Annotated in this window: 17 protein-coding genes and 1 pseudogene; 11 read left to right on the top strand and 7 right to left on the bottom strand. The window is 74.7% G+C overall.

The features are described 5' to 3' along the window. Positions 1-22 precede the first annotated feature (22 nt). The gene (locus ACFY0X_RS06460; RefSeq protein WP_387749643.1) at positions 23-385 is read right to left on the bottom strand and encodes a cupin domain-containing protein; all 363 of its coding nucleotides are present in this window, start codon (positions 383-385) and stop codon (positions 23-25) included. Between the two features lie 137 nt (positions 386-522). Beyond that, positions 523-1,188, bottom strand: coding sequence for a peptide-methionine (S)-S-oxide reductase MsrA (msrA, locus tag ACFY0X_RS06465; RefSeq protein ID WP_387749646.1), 666 nt, complete (start codon positions 1,186-1,188; stop codon positions 523-525). 189 nt (positions 1,189-1,377) lie between these two features. Here msrA and ACFY0X_RS06470 point away from each other — a divergent pair, with 189 nt between their 5' ends. Further along, positions 1,378-2,532 carry a cystathionine gamma-synthase gene (locus ACFY0X_RS06470; protein ID WP_387749648.1) on the top strand — a complete coding sequence of 385 codons (1,155 nt, stop codon included), beginning with the start codon at positions 1,378-1,380 and terminating at the stop codon, positions 2,530-2,532. On the opposite strand, the gene ACFY0X_RS06475 is transcribed toward ACFY0X_RS06470, so the two are convergent. Then, on the bottom strand, positions 2,529-3,038 hold the full coding sequence (locus ACFY0X_RS06475) for a MarR family winged helix-turn-helix transcriptional regulator (protein ID WP_387749651.1): 510 nt from the start codon (positions 3,036-3,038) through the stop codon (positions 2,529-2,531). The two genes, ACFY0X_RS06470 and ACFY0X_RS06475, sit on opposite strands and share 4 nt — an antisense overlap. A 121-nt stretch (positions 3,039-3,159) precedes the next feature. Between ACFY0X_RS06475 and ilvA the strand changes: the two genes are divergently transcribed. The 3 genes from ilvA to ACFY0X_RS06490 all read left to right on the top strand — a co-directional run bounded on the left by ilvA (position 3,160) and on the right by ACFY0X_RS06490 (position 6,502). Continuing rightward, the gene (ilvA, locus tag ACFY0X_RS06480) at positions 3,160-4,371 is read left to right on the top strand and encodes a threonine ammonia-lyase (RefSeq protein ID WP_387749654.1); all 1,212 of its coding nucleotides are present in this window, start codon (positions 3,160-3,162) and stop codon (positions 4,369-4,371) included. A 216-nt stretch (positions 4,372-4,587) separates the two neighbouring features. Beyond that, positions 4,588-5,643, top strand: a complete 1,056-nt coding sequence (locus ACFY0X_RS06485; protein ID WP_387749656.1) for an ATP-binding cassette domain-containing protein — start codon at positions 4,588-4,590, stop codon at positions 5,641-5,643. Between the two features lies 1 nt (position 5,644). Beyond that, positions 5,645-6,502 (top strand): ABC transporter permease, encoded by an 858-nt coding sequence (locus tag ACFY0X_RS06490; RefSeq protein ID WP_387749659.1) that lies wholly within the window; start codon positions 5,645-5,647, stop codon positions 6,500-6,502. Positions 6,503-6,605: 103 nt separating this feature from the next. Here ACFY0X_RS06490 and greA read toward each other — a convergent pair whose 3' ends face one another. Together greA and ACFY0X_RS06500 are read right to left on the bottom strand one after the other, a co-directional pair. Continuing rightward, positions 6,606-7,106, bottom strand: a complete 501-nt coding sequence (greA, locus tag ACFY0X_RS06495) for a transcription elongation factor GreA (RefSeq protein WP_387749662.1) — start codon at positions 7,104-7,106, stop codon at positions 6,606-6,608. Positions 7,107-7,539: 433 nt separating this feature from the next. After that, complete coding sequence (locus tag ACFY0X_RS06500) at positions 7,540-7,953, bottom strand: DUF4307 domain-containing protein (protein WP_387749665.1); 414 nt, start codon at positions 7,951-7,953, stop codon at positions 7,540-7,542. A gap of 243 nt (positions 7,954-8,196) precedes the next feature. Between ACFY0X_RS06500 and mca the strand changes: the two genes are divergently transcribed. Further along, a complete protein-coding gene (gene mca / locus ACFY0X_RS06505; protein WP_387749668.1) occupies positions 8,197-9,102 on the top strand; it encodes a mycothiol conjugate amidase Mca in 906 nt (301 codons plus the stop codon). A gap of 49 nt (positions 9,103-9,151) precedes the next feature. Then, positions 9,152-9,343, top strand: a complete 192-nt coding sequence (locus ACFY0X_RS06510) for a hypothetical protein (RefSeq protein WP_387749670.1) — start codon at positions 9,152-9,154, stop codon at positions 9,341-9,343. A 315-nt stretch (positions 9,344-9,658) separates the two neighbouring features. Here the strand turns inward: ACFY0X_RS06510 and ACFY0X_RS06515 are convergent, their stop codons facing one another. After that, a complete protein-coding gene (locus ACFY0X_RS06515; RefSeq protein ID WP_387750625.1) occupies positions 9,659-9,865 on the bottom strand; it encodes a hypothetical protein in 207 nt (68 codons plus the stop codon). Between the two features lie 64 nt (positions 9,866-9,929). Here ACFY0X_RS06515 and ACFY0X_RS06520 point away from each other — a divergent pair. The 4 genes and pseudogenes from ACFY0X_RS06520 to ACFY0X_RS06535 all read left to right on the top strand — a co-directional run. Further along, positions 9,930-10,151, top strand: a pseudogene (locus ACFY0X_RS06520) (histidine kinase); the annotation flags it as partial. An 832-nt stretch (positions 10,152-10,983) separates the two neighbouring features. Next, positions 10,984-12,576, top strand: a complete 1,593-nt coding sequence (locus tag ACFY0X_RS06525) for a prolyl oligopeptidase family serine peptidase (RefSeq protein ID WP_387749673.1) — start codon at positions 10,984-10,986, stop codon at positions 12,574-12,576. Next, complete coding sequence (locus tag ACFY0X_RS06530; protein ID WP_387749676.1) at positions 12,573-13,400, top strand: ABC transporter ATP-binding protein; 828 nt, start codon at positions 12,573-12,575, stop codon at positions 13,398-13,400. Before ACFY0X_RS06525 ends, ACFY0X_RS06530 begins: the two co-directional genes overlap by 4 nt. A 40-nt stretch (positions 13,401-13,440) precedes the next feature. Beyond that, the gene (locus ACFY0X_RS06535; RefSeq protein WP_387749679.1) at positions 13,441-15,483 is read left to right on the top strand and encodes a thioredoxin domain-containing protein; all 2,043 of its coding nucleotides are present in this window, start codon (positions 13,441-13,443) and stop codon (positions 15,481-15,483) included. A gap of 184 nt (positions 15,484-15,667) precedes the next feature. Here the strand turns inward: ACFY0X_RS06535 and ACFY0X_RS06540 are convergent, their stop codons facing one another. Beyond that, positions 15,668-16,600, bottom strand: a complete 933-nt coding sequence (locus ACFY0X_RS06540; protein ID WP_387750570.1) for a hypothetical protein — start codon at positions 16,598-16,600, stop codon at positions 15,668-15,670. A gap of 282 nt (positions 16,601-16,882) precedes the next feature. On the opposite strand from ACFY0X_RS06540, the gene ACFY0X_RS06545 reads away from it, so the two are divergent. Beyond that, complete coding sequence (locus ACFY0X_RS06545) at positions 16,883-17,566, top strand: papain-like cysteine protease family protein (protein WP_387749682.1); 684 nt, start codon at positions 16,883-16,885, stop codon at positions 17,564-17,566. Positions 17,567-17,574: the final 8 nt, after the last annotated feature.

Genomic DNA, 17,574 nt, shown 5'->3' on the forward strand with positions numbered 1-17,574 from the left:
GCCCGGCTCGCCGTCGACCGGCTCACCGCTTCGCGTAGTCCGCGAAGCCCTGCCAGTCGACGATCACGCAGGGCTCCGGGCCCACCGTCCAGGCGTCGTGGCCGGGCGCGCAGGTCATGAAGTCCCCGGGGCCGATCTCGGACTCCTGGCCGTCGTCCATGACGATCCTCATCCGGCCGGAGACCACGTAGCCGGCGTGGGAGGCCTGGCAGCTGTCGGTCCCGGCGATCGGCTTCACGTGCTTGGACCACTGCCAACCCGGCTCGAACACGGCCCGGCCCACCGGGCCGCCGTCCAGGTTGACCAGCCGCAGCTCCCCCTTGCCCTCCTCGAAGGGGCGGACCTCCTCGGGATCGTCGAAGTTCCGCTGGTAGAGACCGGACATGGCGCACTCCTCTCCCACGAGGACGGCCCGGCCACCAGCGGGTGGCCGGGCCGTCCCTGCTGGCCCTTCCAGTCTGCGCCCCGATCGGGGACGGGTCACGTTGAGTGGCCGCTCCCCGGGGCGGGCCGGGGCGGGGGTCAGCCCCGGGTGCGGGCCACGCCGATCGGGCAGGAGGCCCCCGTGCCGCCGAGACCGCAGTAGCCGTTGGGGTTCTTGGCCTCCGACAGGTACTGCTGGTGGTACGGCTCGGCCGGGTAGAACGGCCCGGCCGGGGCGATCTCGGTGGTGATCGGGCCGTAACCGAGCGCGGTCAGCGACGGCTGGAACGCGTCCCGGGTGGCCGCCGCGGCCTCGGCCTGGGCGGGGGAGTGGGTGTAGACGGCGGAGCGGTACTGGGTGCCCACGTCGTTGCCCTGGCGGTTGCCCTGGGTCGGGTCGTGGGCCTCCCAGAAGGTCTTCAGCAGGCGCTCGTAGGAGATCACCGCCGGGTCGTACACCACCCGGACCGCCTCGGTGTGCCCGGTCAGCCCGCTGCACACCTCCTCGTACGTCGGGTTGGGGGTGTGGCCGCCCTGGTAGCCGACCAGCGTCGTCCAGACGCCGGGGAGCCGCCAGAAGGCGCGCTCGGCGCCCCAGAAGCAGCCGAGACCGAAGTCGGCCACCTCCAGGCCCTCCGGGTACGGGCCGGACAGCGGGTGCCCGAGCACGGTGTGCGGCTCGGTCAGGGTGAAGGCCGGGGCGGCCCGGCCGGGCAGCGCCTCGTCGGCGGGGACGAGCGAGGTCTTGTGGCGGTTGAACAGCACGGCCTGCTCCAGCGGGTCGGGAATCCTGGCGCAGGGTCCAACGCGGACGGCGGCCGCCGGATTCCGGCGGCGGCCCCGGGCCCCGGGCGGCGCGGCCGCGGCCCGCCGCACCCCCGCTCCCACCTGCGGGTTCCTCCCGGTTGCCGGTTCGTGCGGGCACGGCGGCGTTCGCACACTAGGCTCGGACCCATGACCGAGCACCAGCTTCCTCAGGGCTTCGAGACTCTCGCCATCCACGCGGGTCAGGAAGCAGATCCCCAGACCGGGGCCGTCGTCACGCCGATCTACCAGGTGTCCACGTACAAGCAGGACGGGGTGGGCGGCCTGCGGGGCGGCTACGAGTACAGTCGCAGCGCCAACCCGACCCGCACCGCGCTGGAGGAGTGCCTCGCGGCGCTGGAGGGCGGCGCCCGCGGCCTCGCCTTCGCCTCCGGCCTCGCCGCCGAGGACACCCTGCTGCGCACCGTCCTCAAGCCGGGCGACCACATCGTCATCCCCAACGACGCCTACGGCGGCACCTTCCGGCTGTTCGCCAAGGTGCTGACCCGCTGGGGCGTCGAGTTCTCGGTGGCCAACACCCAGGACCTGGCCACCGTCCGCGCGGCGCTGCGCCCCAACACCCGCGCGGTGTGGGTGGAGACCCCGTCCAACCCGCTGCTGGGCATCACCGACCTGACCGCGCTGGCCGAGATCGCGCACGGTGCCGGCGCACTCCTGGTGGTCGACAACACCTTCGCCAGCCCGTACCTCCAGCAGCCGATCTCGCTCGGCGCGGACGCGGTCGTGCACTCCACCACCAAGTACATGGGCGGCCACTCGGACGTGGTCGGCGGTGCGCTGGTGCTGGCCGACGCGGCCCTCGGCGAGGAGGTCGCGTACCACCAGAACGCGATGGGCGCCGTCTCCGGCCCGTTCGACGCCTGGCTGGTGCTGCGCGGCATCAAGACGCTGGGCGTCCGGATGGACCGGCACAGCGCCAACGCGGAGAAGGTCGCCGAGCTGCTGGCGAGCCACCCGAAGGTCAGCCAGGTGCTGTACCCGGGCCTGCCGGAGCACCCCGGCCACGACATCGCGGCCAAGCAGATGAAGGCCTTCGGCGGCATGGTCTCGTTCCGGGTCGCCGGCGGCGAGGAGGCGGCCGTCGAGGTCTGCAACCGCGCGCAGCTGTTCACCCTCGGCGAGTCGCTCGGCGGCGTCGAGTCGCTGATCGAGCACCCGGGCCGGATGACCCACGCCTCGGTGGCGGGCTCGGCCCTGGAGGTGCCGTCCGACCTGGTGCGCGTCTCGGTCGGCATCGAGTCGATCGACGACCTGCTGGCCGACCTCAAGCAGGCGCTCGGCTAAGGCCGTTGGGGCCCAGCGGCCCCGAACTGCCCCTGCTGGTCCGCCGTGTACGACTCCATCGCGAGGTTGAAGCGGGCCAGCAGGGCGCAGAACGCTCGCTGTTCCTCCGGCGGCCAGCCGGCCACCAGGCGGCGGGTCAACTCGGCCCGGCCGTCCCGGACTTCGGCGAGCCGGCCGGCGCCGTGCGAGGTCAGCGCGAGCCGTACGGCGCGGCGGTCGGCCGGGTCCTGCACCCGGCCGACCAGTCCGGCCGCGACCAGCGGGGCGACCTGGCGGGTCACCGTCGAGGAGTCCACGCCCAGCGCCTCGGCCAGCGCCTTGACGTTGGCCGGCCCGTGCCGGTCCAGCCGGTCGAGCAGCAGGTAGGCGGCCCGGTCCAGCGCTCCGACCCCGCCGCCGGAGGTCCGGACCTGCTCCATGCGGCGCGCGAACACCGCCAGCTGGTACTGGAGTTGGGTGTGCACGGGGTCGGTGCGGTCGGTGGCCTGGGGCGAGGTCGTCGTCATCGCGGCTCACGATCGTCGTGCGGTGAGGGAGGCTCAGAACCAGCAGGGTACGCGGGCCGGGCGGGCCCGGGAACAGGCCCGGCATCCCGGATTGCCGCCACCCCGCCCGTAGGCTGACGCCATGCGCAACTGGCCGATCACCCTCGACGACGTCCGCGGTGCCCAGAAGATGCTCGCCGGGGTCGCCCGGGTGACCCCGATGGAGGGCAGCCGGCACCTCTCCGGGCTGATCGGCGCACCGGTCCACCTGAAGTGCGAGAACCTCCAGCGCACCGGGTCCTTCAAGCTGCGCGGGGCGTACGTGCGGATCGCGGGACTCTCGCCGGTGCAGCGGGCCGGCGGGGTGGTGGCGGCGAGCGCCGGGAACCACGCCCAGGGGGTGGCGCTGGCGGCCGCGCTGCTGGGCGTGCGCTCCACGGTGTTCATGCCGGTCGCGGCGCCGCTGCCGAAGGTCGCGGCCACCCGGGAGTACGGCGCCGACGTGCGGCTGCACGGCGCCACCGTGGACGAGGCGCTGCAGGCCGCGCAGCAGTACGCGGAGGCGACCGGCGCGGTGTTCATCCACCCCTTCGACCACTGGGACGTGGTCACCGGCCAGGCGACCGTCGGCCTGGAGATCCTGGAGCAGTGCCCGGAGGTGCGGACCGTCCTGGTCGGGGTGGGCGGCGGCGGGCTGCTGGCCGGGATCGCGGCGGCGGTCAAGCCGCTGCGGCCGGACGTCCGGGTGGTCGGGGTGCAGGCGGCCGGCGCGGCGGCGTACCCGCCCTCGCTGGCGGCCGGGCGGCCGGTGTCGCTGGAGCACTTCGCCACCATGGCGGACGGGATCATGGTCGGACGCCCCGGCGACATCCCGTTCGAGGTGGTCGACACGCTGGCGGACGGCATCCGCACGGTCTCCGAGGAGGCGCTCTCGCGGGCGCTGCTGCTCGGGCTGGAGCGGCTGAAGCTGGTGGTCGAGCCGGCCGGGGCGGCCCCGATCGCGGCGCTGCTGGAGCGGCCGGACTCCTTCGAGGGCCCGGTGGTGGCGGTGCTGTCCGGCGGCAACATCGATCCGCAGCTGATGCAGCGGGTGCTGCGGCACGGGCTGGCGGCGGCCGGCCGCTACCTGTCGCTGCGGGTGCGGCTGGCGGACAAGCCGGGTGCGCTGGCGGACCTGCTGGGGGTGCTGACCAGGGTGGACGCCAACGTGCTGGACGTGGCGCACGTGCGGACCGACCCGCGGCTCGGGCTGACCGAGGTCGAGGTGGACCTGCACCTGGAGACCAAGGGGCCGGAGCACTGCGCGCTGGTGGTGGGGGAGCTGCGGGACGCGGGGTACGTGGTCTCCGACTGAGCCCGGTCCGTCGCCGGCCGGCCCTGATCCGTCTCGGACCGGCCCTGAACCGTCGCCGACCGAGCCGGATCCCTTGACGCGATATATCGCGTACTGGGAGACTCGCGATACATCGCGTTCTGGTCCCACGGGTCGGGAATCGAGTCGCCCGCGTGCCCGGAAACAGGGCAGAGTGGGACAGATCGCCCCATACGTTCGAGGAGATGAGGCAAGGCCATGGCGCCAGCCATCCAAGCCGAGAACCTGGTGAAGACCTTCGGCGACGTACGAGCCCTGGACGGCGTCAGCCTCGACGTCCCCGAGGGCACGGTGCTCGGGCTGCTCGGCCCGAACGGCGCCGGGAAGACCACCACCGTGCGGGTCCTCACCACCCTGCTCCGTCCCGACTCCGGCCGCGCGGTGGTCGCCGGGGTCGACGTGCTCAAGCACCCCAACCGGGTCCGCAGCCTGATCGGCCTGTCCGGCCAGTACGCGGCGGTCGACGAGTACCTGACCGGTTTCGAGAACCTCACCATGGTCGGCGAGCTCTACCAGATGAGCAACCGCGCCGCGAAGGCCCGCGCGCTGGAGCTGCTGGAGTGGTTCAACCTCACCGGGGCCAAGGACCGCACCGCCAAGACCTACTCCGGCGGCATGCGCCGGCGCCTGGACCTCGCCGCCGCGCTGGTCGTCCGGCCGCCGGTGATGTTCCTGGACGAGCCGACCACCGGCCTCGACCCGCGCAACCGGCTCGCGCTCTGGGAGGTCATCGAGACGCTGGTCGAGCAGGGCACCACGCTGCTGCTCACCACCCAGTACCTGGAGGAGGCCGACCGGCTCGCCCACGACATCGCGGTGGTCGACCACGGCCGGGTGATCGCCCGCGGCACGGCCGACCAGCTCAAGGCGCAGATCGGCGGCGAGCGGATCGAGGTCGTGGTGCACGAGCCCGGCCGGATGTCCGACGCCGTCGCCGCGCTCTCCGGCTACGCGCTGGGCGAGCCGACGGTGGAGAAGAACACCCGCCGGATCACCGTGCCGATCAGCGGCGGCGCCCGGGTGCTCGCCGACGCGATCCGCGAACTGGACTCCCGCGGGATCGAGATGGACGACATCGGGCTGCGCCGCCCGACCCTGGACGACGTCTTCCTCACCCTCACCGGCCACGTCGCCGAGGAGCGGGCCGAGGACGAGGGCGCCCCCGGCCCCGACGGACGCGGCCGGGGCAGGGACGGCGCGAACGGGTCGGGCCCGGACGAGCAGGCGGCCGTCGCGGCCGGGAAGGAGAGCTGAGATGGGCACCGCCACCGAGCACGCCATCGGCCCGGCGATGCCCCGGCAGCGCCGGGGGGCCGCCGCCGCCCTGCACGACTCCTGGGTGGTCGCCAAGCGCAACCTGCGCCGGATGACCCGCATCCCGGAGATCGTGGTCTTCGGGCTGATGCAGCCGGTCATGTTCGTGCTGCTGTTCTCGTACGTGATGGGCGGGGCGATCAAGATCCCCGGTGCGAGCTCCAGCTCGGACACGTACATCCAGTTCCTGATGGCCGGCATCTTCGCCCAGACCGTCACCTTCGCCGTGGCCGGTGCCTCGGCGGGCATCGCGGAGGACATGAGCAAGGGGCTGGTGGACCGGTTCCGCTCGCTGCCGATGGCCCGGTCGGCGGTGCTGGTCGGCCGCACCCTCGCGGACCTGTGCCAGACCGCGTTCATCCTGGTCGTGCTGGCGCTGGTCGCGCTGCTGGTCGGCTGGCGGATCCACGAGGGCGCGTTCAAGGCGCTCGGCGCGTTCGGGCTGCTGCTGCTGCTCGGCTACGCCTTCTCCTGGATCGGCGCGCTGATCGGCCTGTCGGTGCGCAGCCCCGAGGCGGCCACCTCGGCCGGGCTGATCTGGCTGTTCCCGCTGACCTTCGTGTCCAACGCCTTCGTGCCGGTCACCTCGATGCCGGGCTGGCTGCAGGGGGTCGCGTACTGGAACCCGTTCAGCGCCACCGTGCAGGCCTGCCGGGTGCTGTTCGGCAACCAGGTCGGGCCGGTGGACGACGCCTGGCCGATGCAGCACGCGGCGCTGGTGTCGGTGCTCTGGTCGGTCGTGATCACCGCGGTGTTCTCCTGGCTGGCGGTGCGCAAGTACCGCTCGTCCACCGCCTGACGGGCACCGCGTCTTGGCCGGCCGGCGGGCGCGGCCCGGAACGTGCGAGGGCGGCCGCGGAAGTCCCGGACTTCCGCGGCCGCCCTCGTGCCGTGCGGCCGGATCAGCCGGCGTGCGGCACGACCTTGACGATCTTCACCATGGCCGGCTTGCCGTTAGGCAGCTCGTAGGTGGCCTCGTCGCCGATCTTCTTGCCGTCGATCGCGCGGCCCAGCGGCGACTGCGGGGAGTAGACGTCCAGCGTGTCGGAGCCCGCCACCTCGCGCGAGGCGAGCAGGAACTCCATGAGGTCGTCCTCGTCGCCGTCGAAGGCGACCGTGACGACCATGCCCGGGGCCACCACGCCCGAGTCGGCCGGCGCCTCGCCGACCTTGGCGCGCTCCAGCAGCTGGGTCAGCTGGCGGATGCGCAGCTCGTACTTGCCCTGCTCCTCCTTCGCCGCGTGGTAGCCGGCGTTCTCCTTGAGGTCGCCCTCCTCGCGCGCCGCCTCGATCTTCTGGGCGATCTCGATGCGCCAGGGCCCGGTCAGGTGGTCCAGCTCGGCCTTGAGCTGGTCGTAGCCGGCCTGAGTGAGCCAGGTCACGTTCTCACTGGTCTGGGTCACGGGTGCTCCTCGTAGGTGCTGGGGCTGTGCTGAGGGTGTGAGTCGTCAGCAGGGTCGGTGGTGATATCGGTCTCAACTACAAAGCAACGCCCGCTCCCGTACCATCCGGTGCGGAAGGGGCGAAACCACGAGCCTAACAAGTCCTGCTGACAAGCGGGAGAGCCGTTTGCGCGCCATTGACGGCGGCATGACGCCCGGGTGTACGGCAACGGAGTGCGGGACCCTCTACGGATGCCCGCTCTCCGGATCGAATATGCGCGCTACCGGGGGTGGGCGCGCGGCCCGGGGCGCGTGTCGCCGGGGGTGCGCGCCGCTCGGCGCGGGGCGGTGGCGGGTGCGCCGCCCGGGCGCGTCGGCCGGGTGTCGCGCGGGTGTCGCCCGGGCGCGTCGCCCGGTGCGCGGGCCCCGGCCGCCGTGCGCCGTTCGGGGCGCGCTACTTGGCCGGGGTGCAGCCCAGCAGCTCGGCGGTGGTGCCGCGCGAGGTGGTGCGCAGGGTGACCACCGCGTCGTAGCTGGAGCCGGCCGCCGGGACCGGGAAGTCGGCCACCCCGACCACCGCGTGGTCGTCGGACTGCGAGCGGACCGTGCAGGTGCCGGCCTGCCCGTCGCCCTTGCGCACGGTGAGGTGCAGCTGGACCTCGGAGTCGGAGAGCACCTGGAAGGTCGGCACCGAGCCGTTGATCTTCGACTCGCGCAGCAGGTAGGAGCCGCCCAGCCAGGCGACCAGGCCCAGGCCGAGCACGCCGCAGACCGCGCCGACCACCTTCAGGCGGCGGTCCGGGTCGCGGTCGCCGCCGCGGCCGTAACGCCCCTCGGGCAGACCGGTGGCGGTGGTGCCTGCACTCATCGGACTCCGTCCTCTCCTGGGGGAGGGGCCGCGCGGGTGGTGCGGGGGAATGCGACGCTCCTCCAGTCCGTCACTATAGGAGGGGCACGCCCGCGGCCGGTCCGGCGGGGGCAGGGCCCGGCCGCGCCGGAGACGTTCAGCGGCCCGGCCCCGCGGCGACGCGGTCCCGTAGTGAGCGGTTCGTACGGTGGGCGGACCCGGACTCCGCGGAACGCCCGACGAGTGTGGAAGGAACGCAAGGCGTTGACTGAGCAGTTGCGACTGATGGCGGTGCACGCCCACCCGGACGACGAGTCCAGCAAGGGCGCGGCCACCATGGCCATGTACGTCGAGCAGGGCGTGGACGTGCTGGTGGCCACCTGCACGGGGGGCGAGCGCGGGTCGGTCCTCAACCCCAAGCTCCAGGGGGACCCGTACATCGAGGAGAACATCCACGAGGTGCGCCGCAAGGAGATGGACGAGGCGCGGGCGATCCTCGGCGTCGAGCAGGCCTGGCTGGGCTTCGTGGACTCCGGTCTGCCCGAGGGGGACCCGCTGCCCCCGCTGCCCGAGGGGTGCTTCGCCCTCCAGGACGTCAAGGAGGCGGCGGAGCCGCTGGTCCGGCTGATCCGCGAGTTCAAGCCGCAGGTCATCACGACCTACGACGAGAACGGCGGCTACCCGCACCCCGACCACATCATGACCCACAAGATCACCATGCTGGCCTTCGACGCCGCGGGTGACCCGGACGCCTACCCGGAGGCCGGCGAGCCCTGGCAGCCGCTCAAGCTGTACTACAACCACGGCTTCCCGATGGGCCGCATCCGGGCCCTGCACGAGTACCTCACCGAGCACGGCCACGAGTCGCCGTACGGCGAGTGGATCGAGGGGTGGGAGAAGAGCGGCCGCAAGGAGCGCGAGATCACCACCCGGGTCCGCTGCGGCGACTGGTTCGAGACCCGCGACCGCGCGCTGATCGCCCACGCGACCCAGATCGACCCGGACGGCCCGTGGTTCCGCGTCCCGCTGGAGGTGCAGCGGGAGGTCTGGCCCACCGAGGACTACGAACTCGCCCGTACCCTGGTCGACGTGGACCTGCCGGAGGACGACCTGTTCGCCGGCCTGCGCACCCCCACCCTGGCGGCCGAGGCCGCCGACACGCGCGACTGAACGACCCCCCGACGGCCCGGCTCCGCGTGAGCCGGGCCACCATAGAGATATGAGTGCCTCCGTGAACCTCGTCCACCTCGCCGCTGACCTCGCCGTCGACGACGCCAAGGTCACCCCCGGCCTCCTCGGCTTCGTCGTCTTCGCCGCCCTGGGCGTCGCGACCTGGTTCCTGGCCAAGTCCATGAACAAGCAGTTCAAGAAGGTCGACTTCGTCGAGCAGCCGGAGGCCCCGAAGGAGTGAGCCGTCGGCCGGTCCCCCGCGGGGAACCGGCCTTCGGCGAAGCCGCCCTGCCGGGCCGTCCGGCTTCGTAGGATCCCGGACCATGACGTGGTCGTGGCACACCGTGGTGCGCAGGGCGGGGTACGGAACGGCGGTGGCGGGGGTGCTGGCGGCCGCGGCGGCGGGGCTGGGGGACCCGGGGCCGCTGATCGTCGGATCCGCTGTGGTGACGGTGGTGGCCGGGCTGCTGCCGGCGCTCTGGGCCCCGGGGCGGGTGCGCGCGGTCGGCCCTTCGGTGCTGGCCGCCGGCGTCGTCTCGCTGCTGGTGACCGCCGGCTACCGCGGACCGGCGTCCGGCGCCATCGAGTCCTGGTGGCTGCTGGAGACCGTGGCGCTGCTGGCCCTGATCGTCCCCGCGGTGCGCAGGCCCCCGGCGGCGGCGGCCTTCGGCCACGGCGCGCTGCTGGTCGTGGCGGTGGCGCTGGTGCCGCTGCGGGCCGGGGTGTGGGCCGACCCGCCGGCCCCGCCCTCCGTGACCACCAAGCTCTGCCTGACCTCGGCCCTGCTGTCCTGCGCGGTGGTCGGGGCGGGCTGCTACCTGCGCTCGATGGACACCCGGGCCCGGGCCGCGGTGGCGGCCGAACGGCGGGCGCAGCGCCTGGACCTGGCCCGCGACCTGCACGACTTCGCCGCGCACGACGTCACCGGGGTGGTGGTGCTGGCCCAGGCCGCGCAGGTGCTGGCCCAGCAGGACCCCCGGCAGGTGGTCGAGCTGCTGGCCGGGATCGAGGCGGCCGGCCGGCAGGCGCTGATCACCATGGACCGGACCGTGCAGGTCTTCGCGGCGGACGACGGCGACCCGGAGCCGCGCGGGCGGTTCGGGGCGGCGGTCGCGGACCCGGCGGCGGCCGGGGGGACGGGGCGGTCGGCGGCGGGCGGGCCCGGCGTGCGCAGTCTGCGCCGCGACCTGAGCGAACTGCCCGCGCTGGCCGAGCGGTTCACCCGCAGCGGCTCCGCGCGGGTGCGGCTGGAGGCTCCGGCCGAGGCCGAGCTGGCGGAGCTGCCGGCGGCGATCAGCGGGCTCGGCTACCGGCTGGTGGTGGAGGCGCTGACCAACGTGCGCCGGCACGCGCCCGGGGCCCGGGAGGTGGCGATCGAGGTCGGTGCGGCCCGGCACGGCGGGCGGTCGGCGCTGCGGGTCACGGTCACCGACGACGGGGCGCCGGGCGGGGCGGGGGACTCCGGGGGTGCGGATGGTGGCGACAGTGCCGGTGCCGGGGGTGCCGGCGGGGCCGAGCCGGTGGTCCGGCGGGCCGATGTCGCCGCGGCGGTCCGCGAGTTCCACCGGGTGGCGCTGCGGCCCTGCTGGGCGGACGTCCGGTCCCGGCTGGAGGCGGAGCGGGACGTCCGGCGCCGGATCGCCGGCCGCGGCGGGGTGGACGCGCTGCTCGGCACGCTGCACCCGCAGATCCGCTGGGACGCCCCGGTGCTGGAGGGGCTGGCAGCCCGCGCCGCACGGCGGGTTCGTCGCCGTCCAACTGCACCGGGACGGAGCCGAGAACGGCGGCCTGCACCTGCTCCCCACCCGGCCCGGCGGCCGGCCCCACCACCTGCCCGACGCCGCCCCGTACGCGACCCTCGCCTTCGTCGGCGAGGCGCTGGTGTACACCGCCGGCACCCGTACCGAGCACACCCTGGTGGCGCGTCACCCGGTCGACGGGCCCGCCCGCCGGCTCGCCCTGCCGGTGTCCGGGCCGGTCCGGCTCACCCTCCACGGCGGGCCCGGCGGGAACCTGCTGCTGCGCACCCGCCCGCAGCCGTCCGGCCCGGTGCGCTGGTGGGTCACCCGGTGCACCGGCCGGACGGTGCCCTACTGGCAGCCGCTGGACCTGGACGGCCGACGGGTCACCGCGTTCGACCTGAACGAGACCGTCTGCTTCCTCGCCGCCGACGAGCTGCTCGCGCTGGACCTGGACGGGCTCGCCCGGGGCACCGCCGGCCGGCCCGCCGTCGTGGCGCCGCCCGCCGCCGGAGCGCCGACCGAGGGCCCGGTCACCGCCCTGCGGGTGCTCGGGCCCGGCCGGACGCCCGCCCTGGCGCTGCTCCGCCGGCTCGGGACCACCCACCGGCTCGACGTCCTCCGGCTGGACGAGCTCCGGCCGGACGGGACGCCGGGCGGAGTACCCGGCCGAGCACCTGACGGGGCACCGGCCGCCGCCACCGCGCTGCACTGGCCTGCCCGGCTGCGCCTCGGCGCCACCCCGTACGATCGGGACGGGCGGGTCGGCGGGTCGGTCTGGCTGCTCGCCGACGACCCCCGGTACGGCACCTGGACCAGGAGGCTGGACGGCACCGGCCCGGTCGAACCGCCCGAGCACCGCGCCGCGCTGCGCACCCTCACCGCCGTCGGCCGGGACGGCACGCCCGTCCCGGTGACGGTCTGCGACCCCGGGCCGCGGGACCACGGCCGCCCCGCCCCCACCCTGCTCACCGTCTACGGAGGCTTCGGCATCCCCCTGGAACCGAGCTGGGACCCGGCCATGGAGGCCTGGCTGCGGGCCGGCGGCCGGATCGCCTGGGTGCACGCCCGCGGCGGCGGCGAACTCGGCCCCGCCTGGGCGGCCGCCGGCCGCGGCCCCGGCAAGAACACCACCGTGGACGACTTCCGGGCCGCCGCCGCGATGCTGGTCGAACGCGGCGAGGCCCCGGCCGGCGGGCTGGGCGCGCTGGCCGCCAGCAACGGGGCACTGGTGGTCGCCGCGGCGCTCACCCGCGAGCCCGGGCTGCTGTCCGCCGCCGTGTGCGCGGCCCCGCTCACCGATCTGGCCCGCTACCAGGTCGGCGGCCTCGGCCGGCTCTGGACGGAGGAGTACGGCGACCCGGCCGACCCGGGGATGCTGCGGGCCCTGCTCGACTACTCCCCGTACCACCGGGTGGTGCCCGGGACGGAGTACCCGGCGGTGCTGTTCGCCACCGGGGCGAACGACGCGCGGGTGCCGCCCTGGCACGCCTGGAAGCTCTGCGCGGCGCTCGGGCAGGCCGGCACCGGGGCCGCACCGGTCCTGCTCGACCACCACGACAGCGGCGGCCACCAGGGACGCCCGGCCGCGGCCGGGCGGGAGCTCGCGGTCCGCTCGCTCGCCCTGCTGGGCGCGGGCACCGGCCTGCGGCCGCCCGCCGGCCCGTCCGGCCCCCGACCCGACCCCAGTCCTGACCGTCGCCCGCGTTCCAGCCGAGGAGAGCACCACCGATGACCGAGCACCCGTCCCTCCCCGGAGGCCCTCCCCTCCCCGGAGGCCCGCGCCGCGCCGCGAACCACGGCCCGGCCGCCGCGGCGGCCGTCGACCTCACCAAGGTGCACGGTTCGGGCGAGGCCCAGGTGGTGGCGCTGGAGCGGGTCTCGGTGGCCTTCCGGGAGGGGGAGTTCGCGGCGATCATGGGCCCGTCCGGTTCGGGCAAGTCCACCCTGCTCCAGTGCCTCGCCGGGCTGGAGTCCTGCACTTCGGGCTCCGCCCGGATCGGCGACGTGGACCTCACCCGGCTGAGCGACGGCCAACTGACCAGGCTCCGCCGCGACCACGTGGGCTTCGTCTTCCAGGCCTTCCACCTGATCCCCACCCTGACGGTGTCGGAGAACATCACCCTGCCGCTCACCCTGGCCGGCCGCAGCCTCGACCGGCAGTGGCTGCAGACCCTGATCGAGGCGGCCGGCCTCGGCGCCCGGCTCGGCCACCGCCCGGCCCAGCTCTCCGGCGGCCAGCAGCAGCGCGTCGCCTGCGTCCGGGCACTGGTCGGCCGGCCCCGGGTCGTCTTCGCCGACGAGCCGACCGGCAACCTGGACTCCCGCTCCGCCGCCGAGATCCTCGGCCTGCTGCGCCGGTGCGTCCGGGAACTCGGCCAGACCGTCGTGATGGTCACCCACGACCCGGTGGCGGCCTCCTACGCCGACCGCGTCGTCTTCCTCGCCGACGGCCGCATCGTCGACGAACTCCTCGGCCCGACGCCCGACCAGGTGCTCGGGCGGATGCGCACCTTCGACGCCAACCTGGGCATCAGCTACTGGTCCGGACCGGCCTGACCTGCCGCGCTCCGGCCGCCGGATGCGCGAGGATGGGGGCATGCCGAACCGTCTCGCGGACGCGACCTCGCCGTACCTGCTCCAGCACGCCGACAACCCCGTGGACTGGTGGCCCTGGGGGCCGGAGGCCTTCGACGAGGCCCGGCGCCGCGGGGTGCCGGTACTGCTGAGCGTCGGCTACGCCGCCTGCCACTGGTGCCACGTCATGGCGCACGAGAGCTTCGAGGACGCCGGGCTCGCCGAGTACCTCAACGGGCGGTTCGTGCCGGTGAAGGTGGACCGGGAGGAGCGGCCGGACGTCGACGCCGTGTACATGGAGGCGGTGCAGGCCGCGACCGGGCAGGGCGGGTGGCCGATGACGGTCTTCCTCACCCCCGACAAGGAGCCGTTCTACTTCGGCACCTACTTCCCGCCGCAGCCCCGGCACGGGATGCCGTCGTTCCGGCAGGTGCTGGAGGGCGTGGAGGCCGCCTGGCGGGACCGGCGGGAGGAGGTCGGCCAGGTGGCCGGACGGATCCGGGCCGACCTGGCCGAGCGGGCCGCCGTCTACTCGGCCGGTGCGCACAACCCGCCCGGCGAGGCGGACCTGCACCAGGCGCTGGTGACCCTCAGCCGGGACTTCGACCAGAGCCGCGGCGGCTTCGGCGGCGCGCCCAAGTTCCCGCCGGCCATGGTGCTGGAGTTCCTGCTGCGCCACCACGCCCGGACCGGCTCGGAGGCGGCGCTGGAGATGGCCGTCCGCACCGGTGAGGCGATGGCCCGCGGCGGCATCCACGACCAGCTCGGCGGCGGCTTCGCCCGGTACGCGGTGGACGCCGGCTGGGTGGTGCCGCACTTCGAGAAGATGCTGTACGACAACGCCCTGCTGCTGCGCGCCTACCTGCACCTGTGGCGGGCCACCGGCTCGGAGCCGGCCCGCCGGGTCGCGCTGTCCACGGCGGACTTCCTGCTGCGCGAACTGCGCACCCCCGAGGGCGCGTTCGCCTCCGCGCTGGACGCCGACAGCCTGGACGAGGAGACCGGGAAGTCCGTCGAGGGCGCCTACTACGTGTGGGAGCCCGGCCAGCTGGTCGACCTGCTAGGCCCGGCCGACGCGGCCACCGCCGCCCGGCTGTTCACCGTCACCGCCGAGGGCACCTTCGAGCACGGCACCTCGGTGCTCCAGCTCCTCGCCGACCCGGAGGACGTCGCCGAGTACGAGACGATCCGGGCGCGGATGGCCGAGGCCCGGGCGTCCCGGCCCGCCCCGGCCCGGGACGACAAGGTGGTCGCCGCCTGGAACGGCCTGGCCGTCGCCGCGCTCGCCGAAACCGGCGCGCTGCTGGACCGCCCCGACCTGATCGAGGCCGCCGAACGCGCCGCCGACCTGCTGCTCGCCGTCCACCTCACCGCGGACGGCAGGCTGCTGCGCACCTCCCGGGACGGCCGCGCCGGTGCCAACGCCGGCGTGCTGGAGGACTACGCGGACACCGCCGAGGGCTTCCTCGCGCTGTACGCCGTCACCGGCGAGGCCTCCTGGCTCCAGCTGGCCGGCGGCCTGCTCGACACCGTGCTCAAGCACTTCACCGACGAGGCGTCCGGCGCGCTCTACGACACCGCCGACGACGCCGAGGAGCTGATCCGCCGCCCCCAGGACCCGACCGACAACGCCACCCCGTCCGGCTGGACGGCCGCCGCCGGCGCCCTGCTCACGTACGCCGCGTACACCGGCTCCGACCGGCACCGCACCGCCGCCGAGCGGGCCCTCGGCGTGGTCGGCGCGCTCGCCGGCCGGGCACCGCGGTTCATCGGCTGGGGCCTCGCCGTCGCCGAGGCGCTGCTCGACGGGCCGCGCGAGGTCGCCGTGGTCGGCCCGGACGGCGACCCGGCCACCGCGGCGCTGCGCCGGGCGGCGCTGCTCGGGACGGCGCCGGGGGCGGTGGTCGCGGTCGGTGCGCCCGGCGGGACCGAGGTGCCGCTGCTGGCCGACCGGCCACTGGTCGGCGGGGCGCCCGCCGCGTACGTCTGCCGGCACTTCGCCTGTGACGCCCCGACGACCGATCCGGCGGCGCTGGCCGGGAAGCTGGGCGTGGCGGCCGAGTAGGGGCGCGCTCCGGCGGCGCCCGGACAGTCGTCGGCGAGGGAGCCCAGGTCGGCCCCCCGCCCGGGTGCGCCGCCGGCCGGTCGGCCGTCCCCACCCGGGTGCGCCGCCGGCCGGTCGGCCGTCCCCACGGGGTGCGCCGCCGACCGGTCGGCCCTCGCCGGTGTGCCCGCCGGCCGACCGGCCGTCACTCCCAGTCCCAGCGGATCCCCAGCAGGCACGGGCGCAGGGCGGTGGCCACCAGGTGGACGCAGTGGTGGCCGTCGAGGGTGAGTTCCTCGCTCTCGTACGGGACGGCGCCGGGGGAGTGGAGGGCGAAGCGGTGGCAGCGGACGGGCAGGGCGGCGGGGTCGAAGGTGACCTGGAGGACGTACTGACCCGCGCCGGAGTTGAAGCCGCGGACGTATTCGCAGCTGGGGACGGGGGAGGGGGCGTCGTCGAAGCCGTAGCCGAGCAGGTGGGTGTCGCCGGCGCGTAGGCGGCGGTCGAGGAGGAGTTCGGCGGCGAGCAGGTGGTGGGCCTGGTCACGGCGGATGCGGCCGGGGCGGCAGTTCTCCTCGGCGCGGACGCCGACCCGGGTGATGTCGCTGCCCGGGTCGCCCTGGTAGAGGGCGAGGTAGCGGTCGATGCCGTCGCGGTGGGCGCGCAGGGCGTGCTGGGAGTCGCGGCGGGCGAGCTGGCGGTCGGGGCCGATCCGGATGCGCTCGATGTGGGTGATGGTGTGCAGCCCGGTGTCGCGCGGACCGGCCAGGGTGGCGAGCAGGTCGTCGACGGCCACGGCGGGGGAGATCAGGTCGCGGTAGGGGCGCACGGGCGGTCCGGCCGGGGCGGGGTCGGCGGCGCGGCGGGGGCCGAGCAGCCGGGTGAGCGAGTGCTCGGGCAGGTCGAGGACCTCTTCGAGGGCGGCGACGGCGCGCAGGGACTCGGCGCGTTCCGGGCGGCGGCGGCCCTGCTGCCAGTAACTGAGGCTGGTCAGGCCGACGTTGACGCCGCGCAGCGCGAGATGGCGGCGGATGCGGTGCAGGGCGAGGCCCCGGGTGGAGATCGCGGTGCGCAGGGCCAGGTGGAAGGGGCCGGTGCGCAGGGCGGCGGCGAGGTCGGCTGGGTCGCTCCTGTGGATGGCGGCCTCCTGGGGCGGGCGGGTCCGGCGCGCGGGCGGCTCGGCCGGACCGGCGTTTGACCGTGAATATTCACATCGGTGCGGTGGTTTGTCACCGGTCCGGGCCTGCCGCGCGGGGGTTTCCGGGGCGCCGTTCACATCCGCGCCCGCCCGTTCACATCCCGGCCCGGGCCCCGCCGAAGGCCGTTGACCCGCCTCTGACAAGGCGCGATGCTCGGGGCGCGATCCGGACCGCGCCCCCACACAGCACCTCGCTCCACTCGTGCAAGGAGGCATTCCCCCATGCCAGTTCCACGGATACGGCTGCGCCGCGCGGTCTCCGTTCTCGCCCTCGGCGTGCTGGGCCCGGCGCTCACCGCCGCGATGGCCGCACCCGCGATCGCCGCCCCGGCCGGGCAGCAGGTCCAAGCCCAGGACCGGGCCGCACAGCAGGTCCACCAGGTCCGCCCGGCCGCCGCGCCCGGCAGTACGGCCGACCTGGCCGGCACGTACAAGAAGCTCAACATCACCATGCAGCAGCAACAGCAGACCAACTGGTGCTGGGCGGCGAGCGGGAACACCATCGCCACCTGGTTCGGCTACAACTACAGCCAGAACCAGTTCTGCAACGCCGCGTTCGGCCGCTCCGCCAACTCCAGCTGCCCCAACAACCAGGCCACGCTGGGCGATGTGCAGAACGGGCTGGACTGGGTCGGCATCAACCCGGGCTCGTACGTCAACGGGTACCTGAACTACAGCACCGTGCAGTCCGAGGTGAACGCCAACCGTCCGATCGAGACGCGCATCCAGTGGAGCTCGGGCGGCGGCCACATGCACGTCCTGTACGGCTACGACACCGGGAACAACTGGGTCTACTGGGGCGACCCGTGGCCCTCCAACTACCGCTACAACTGGGCGGACTACTGGTACTACGTGAACAACAACACGTTCTCGTGGACCCACTCCCTGTACCGGATCGGCGCGTGAGGGCGACC

It is taken from the genome of Kitasatospora sp. NPDC001547, from assembly GCF_042894165.1.
Classification (GTDB): Bacteria; Actinomycetota; Actinomycetes; order Streptomycetales; family Streptomycetaceae; genus Kitasatospora.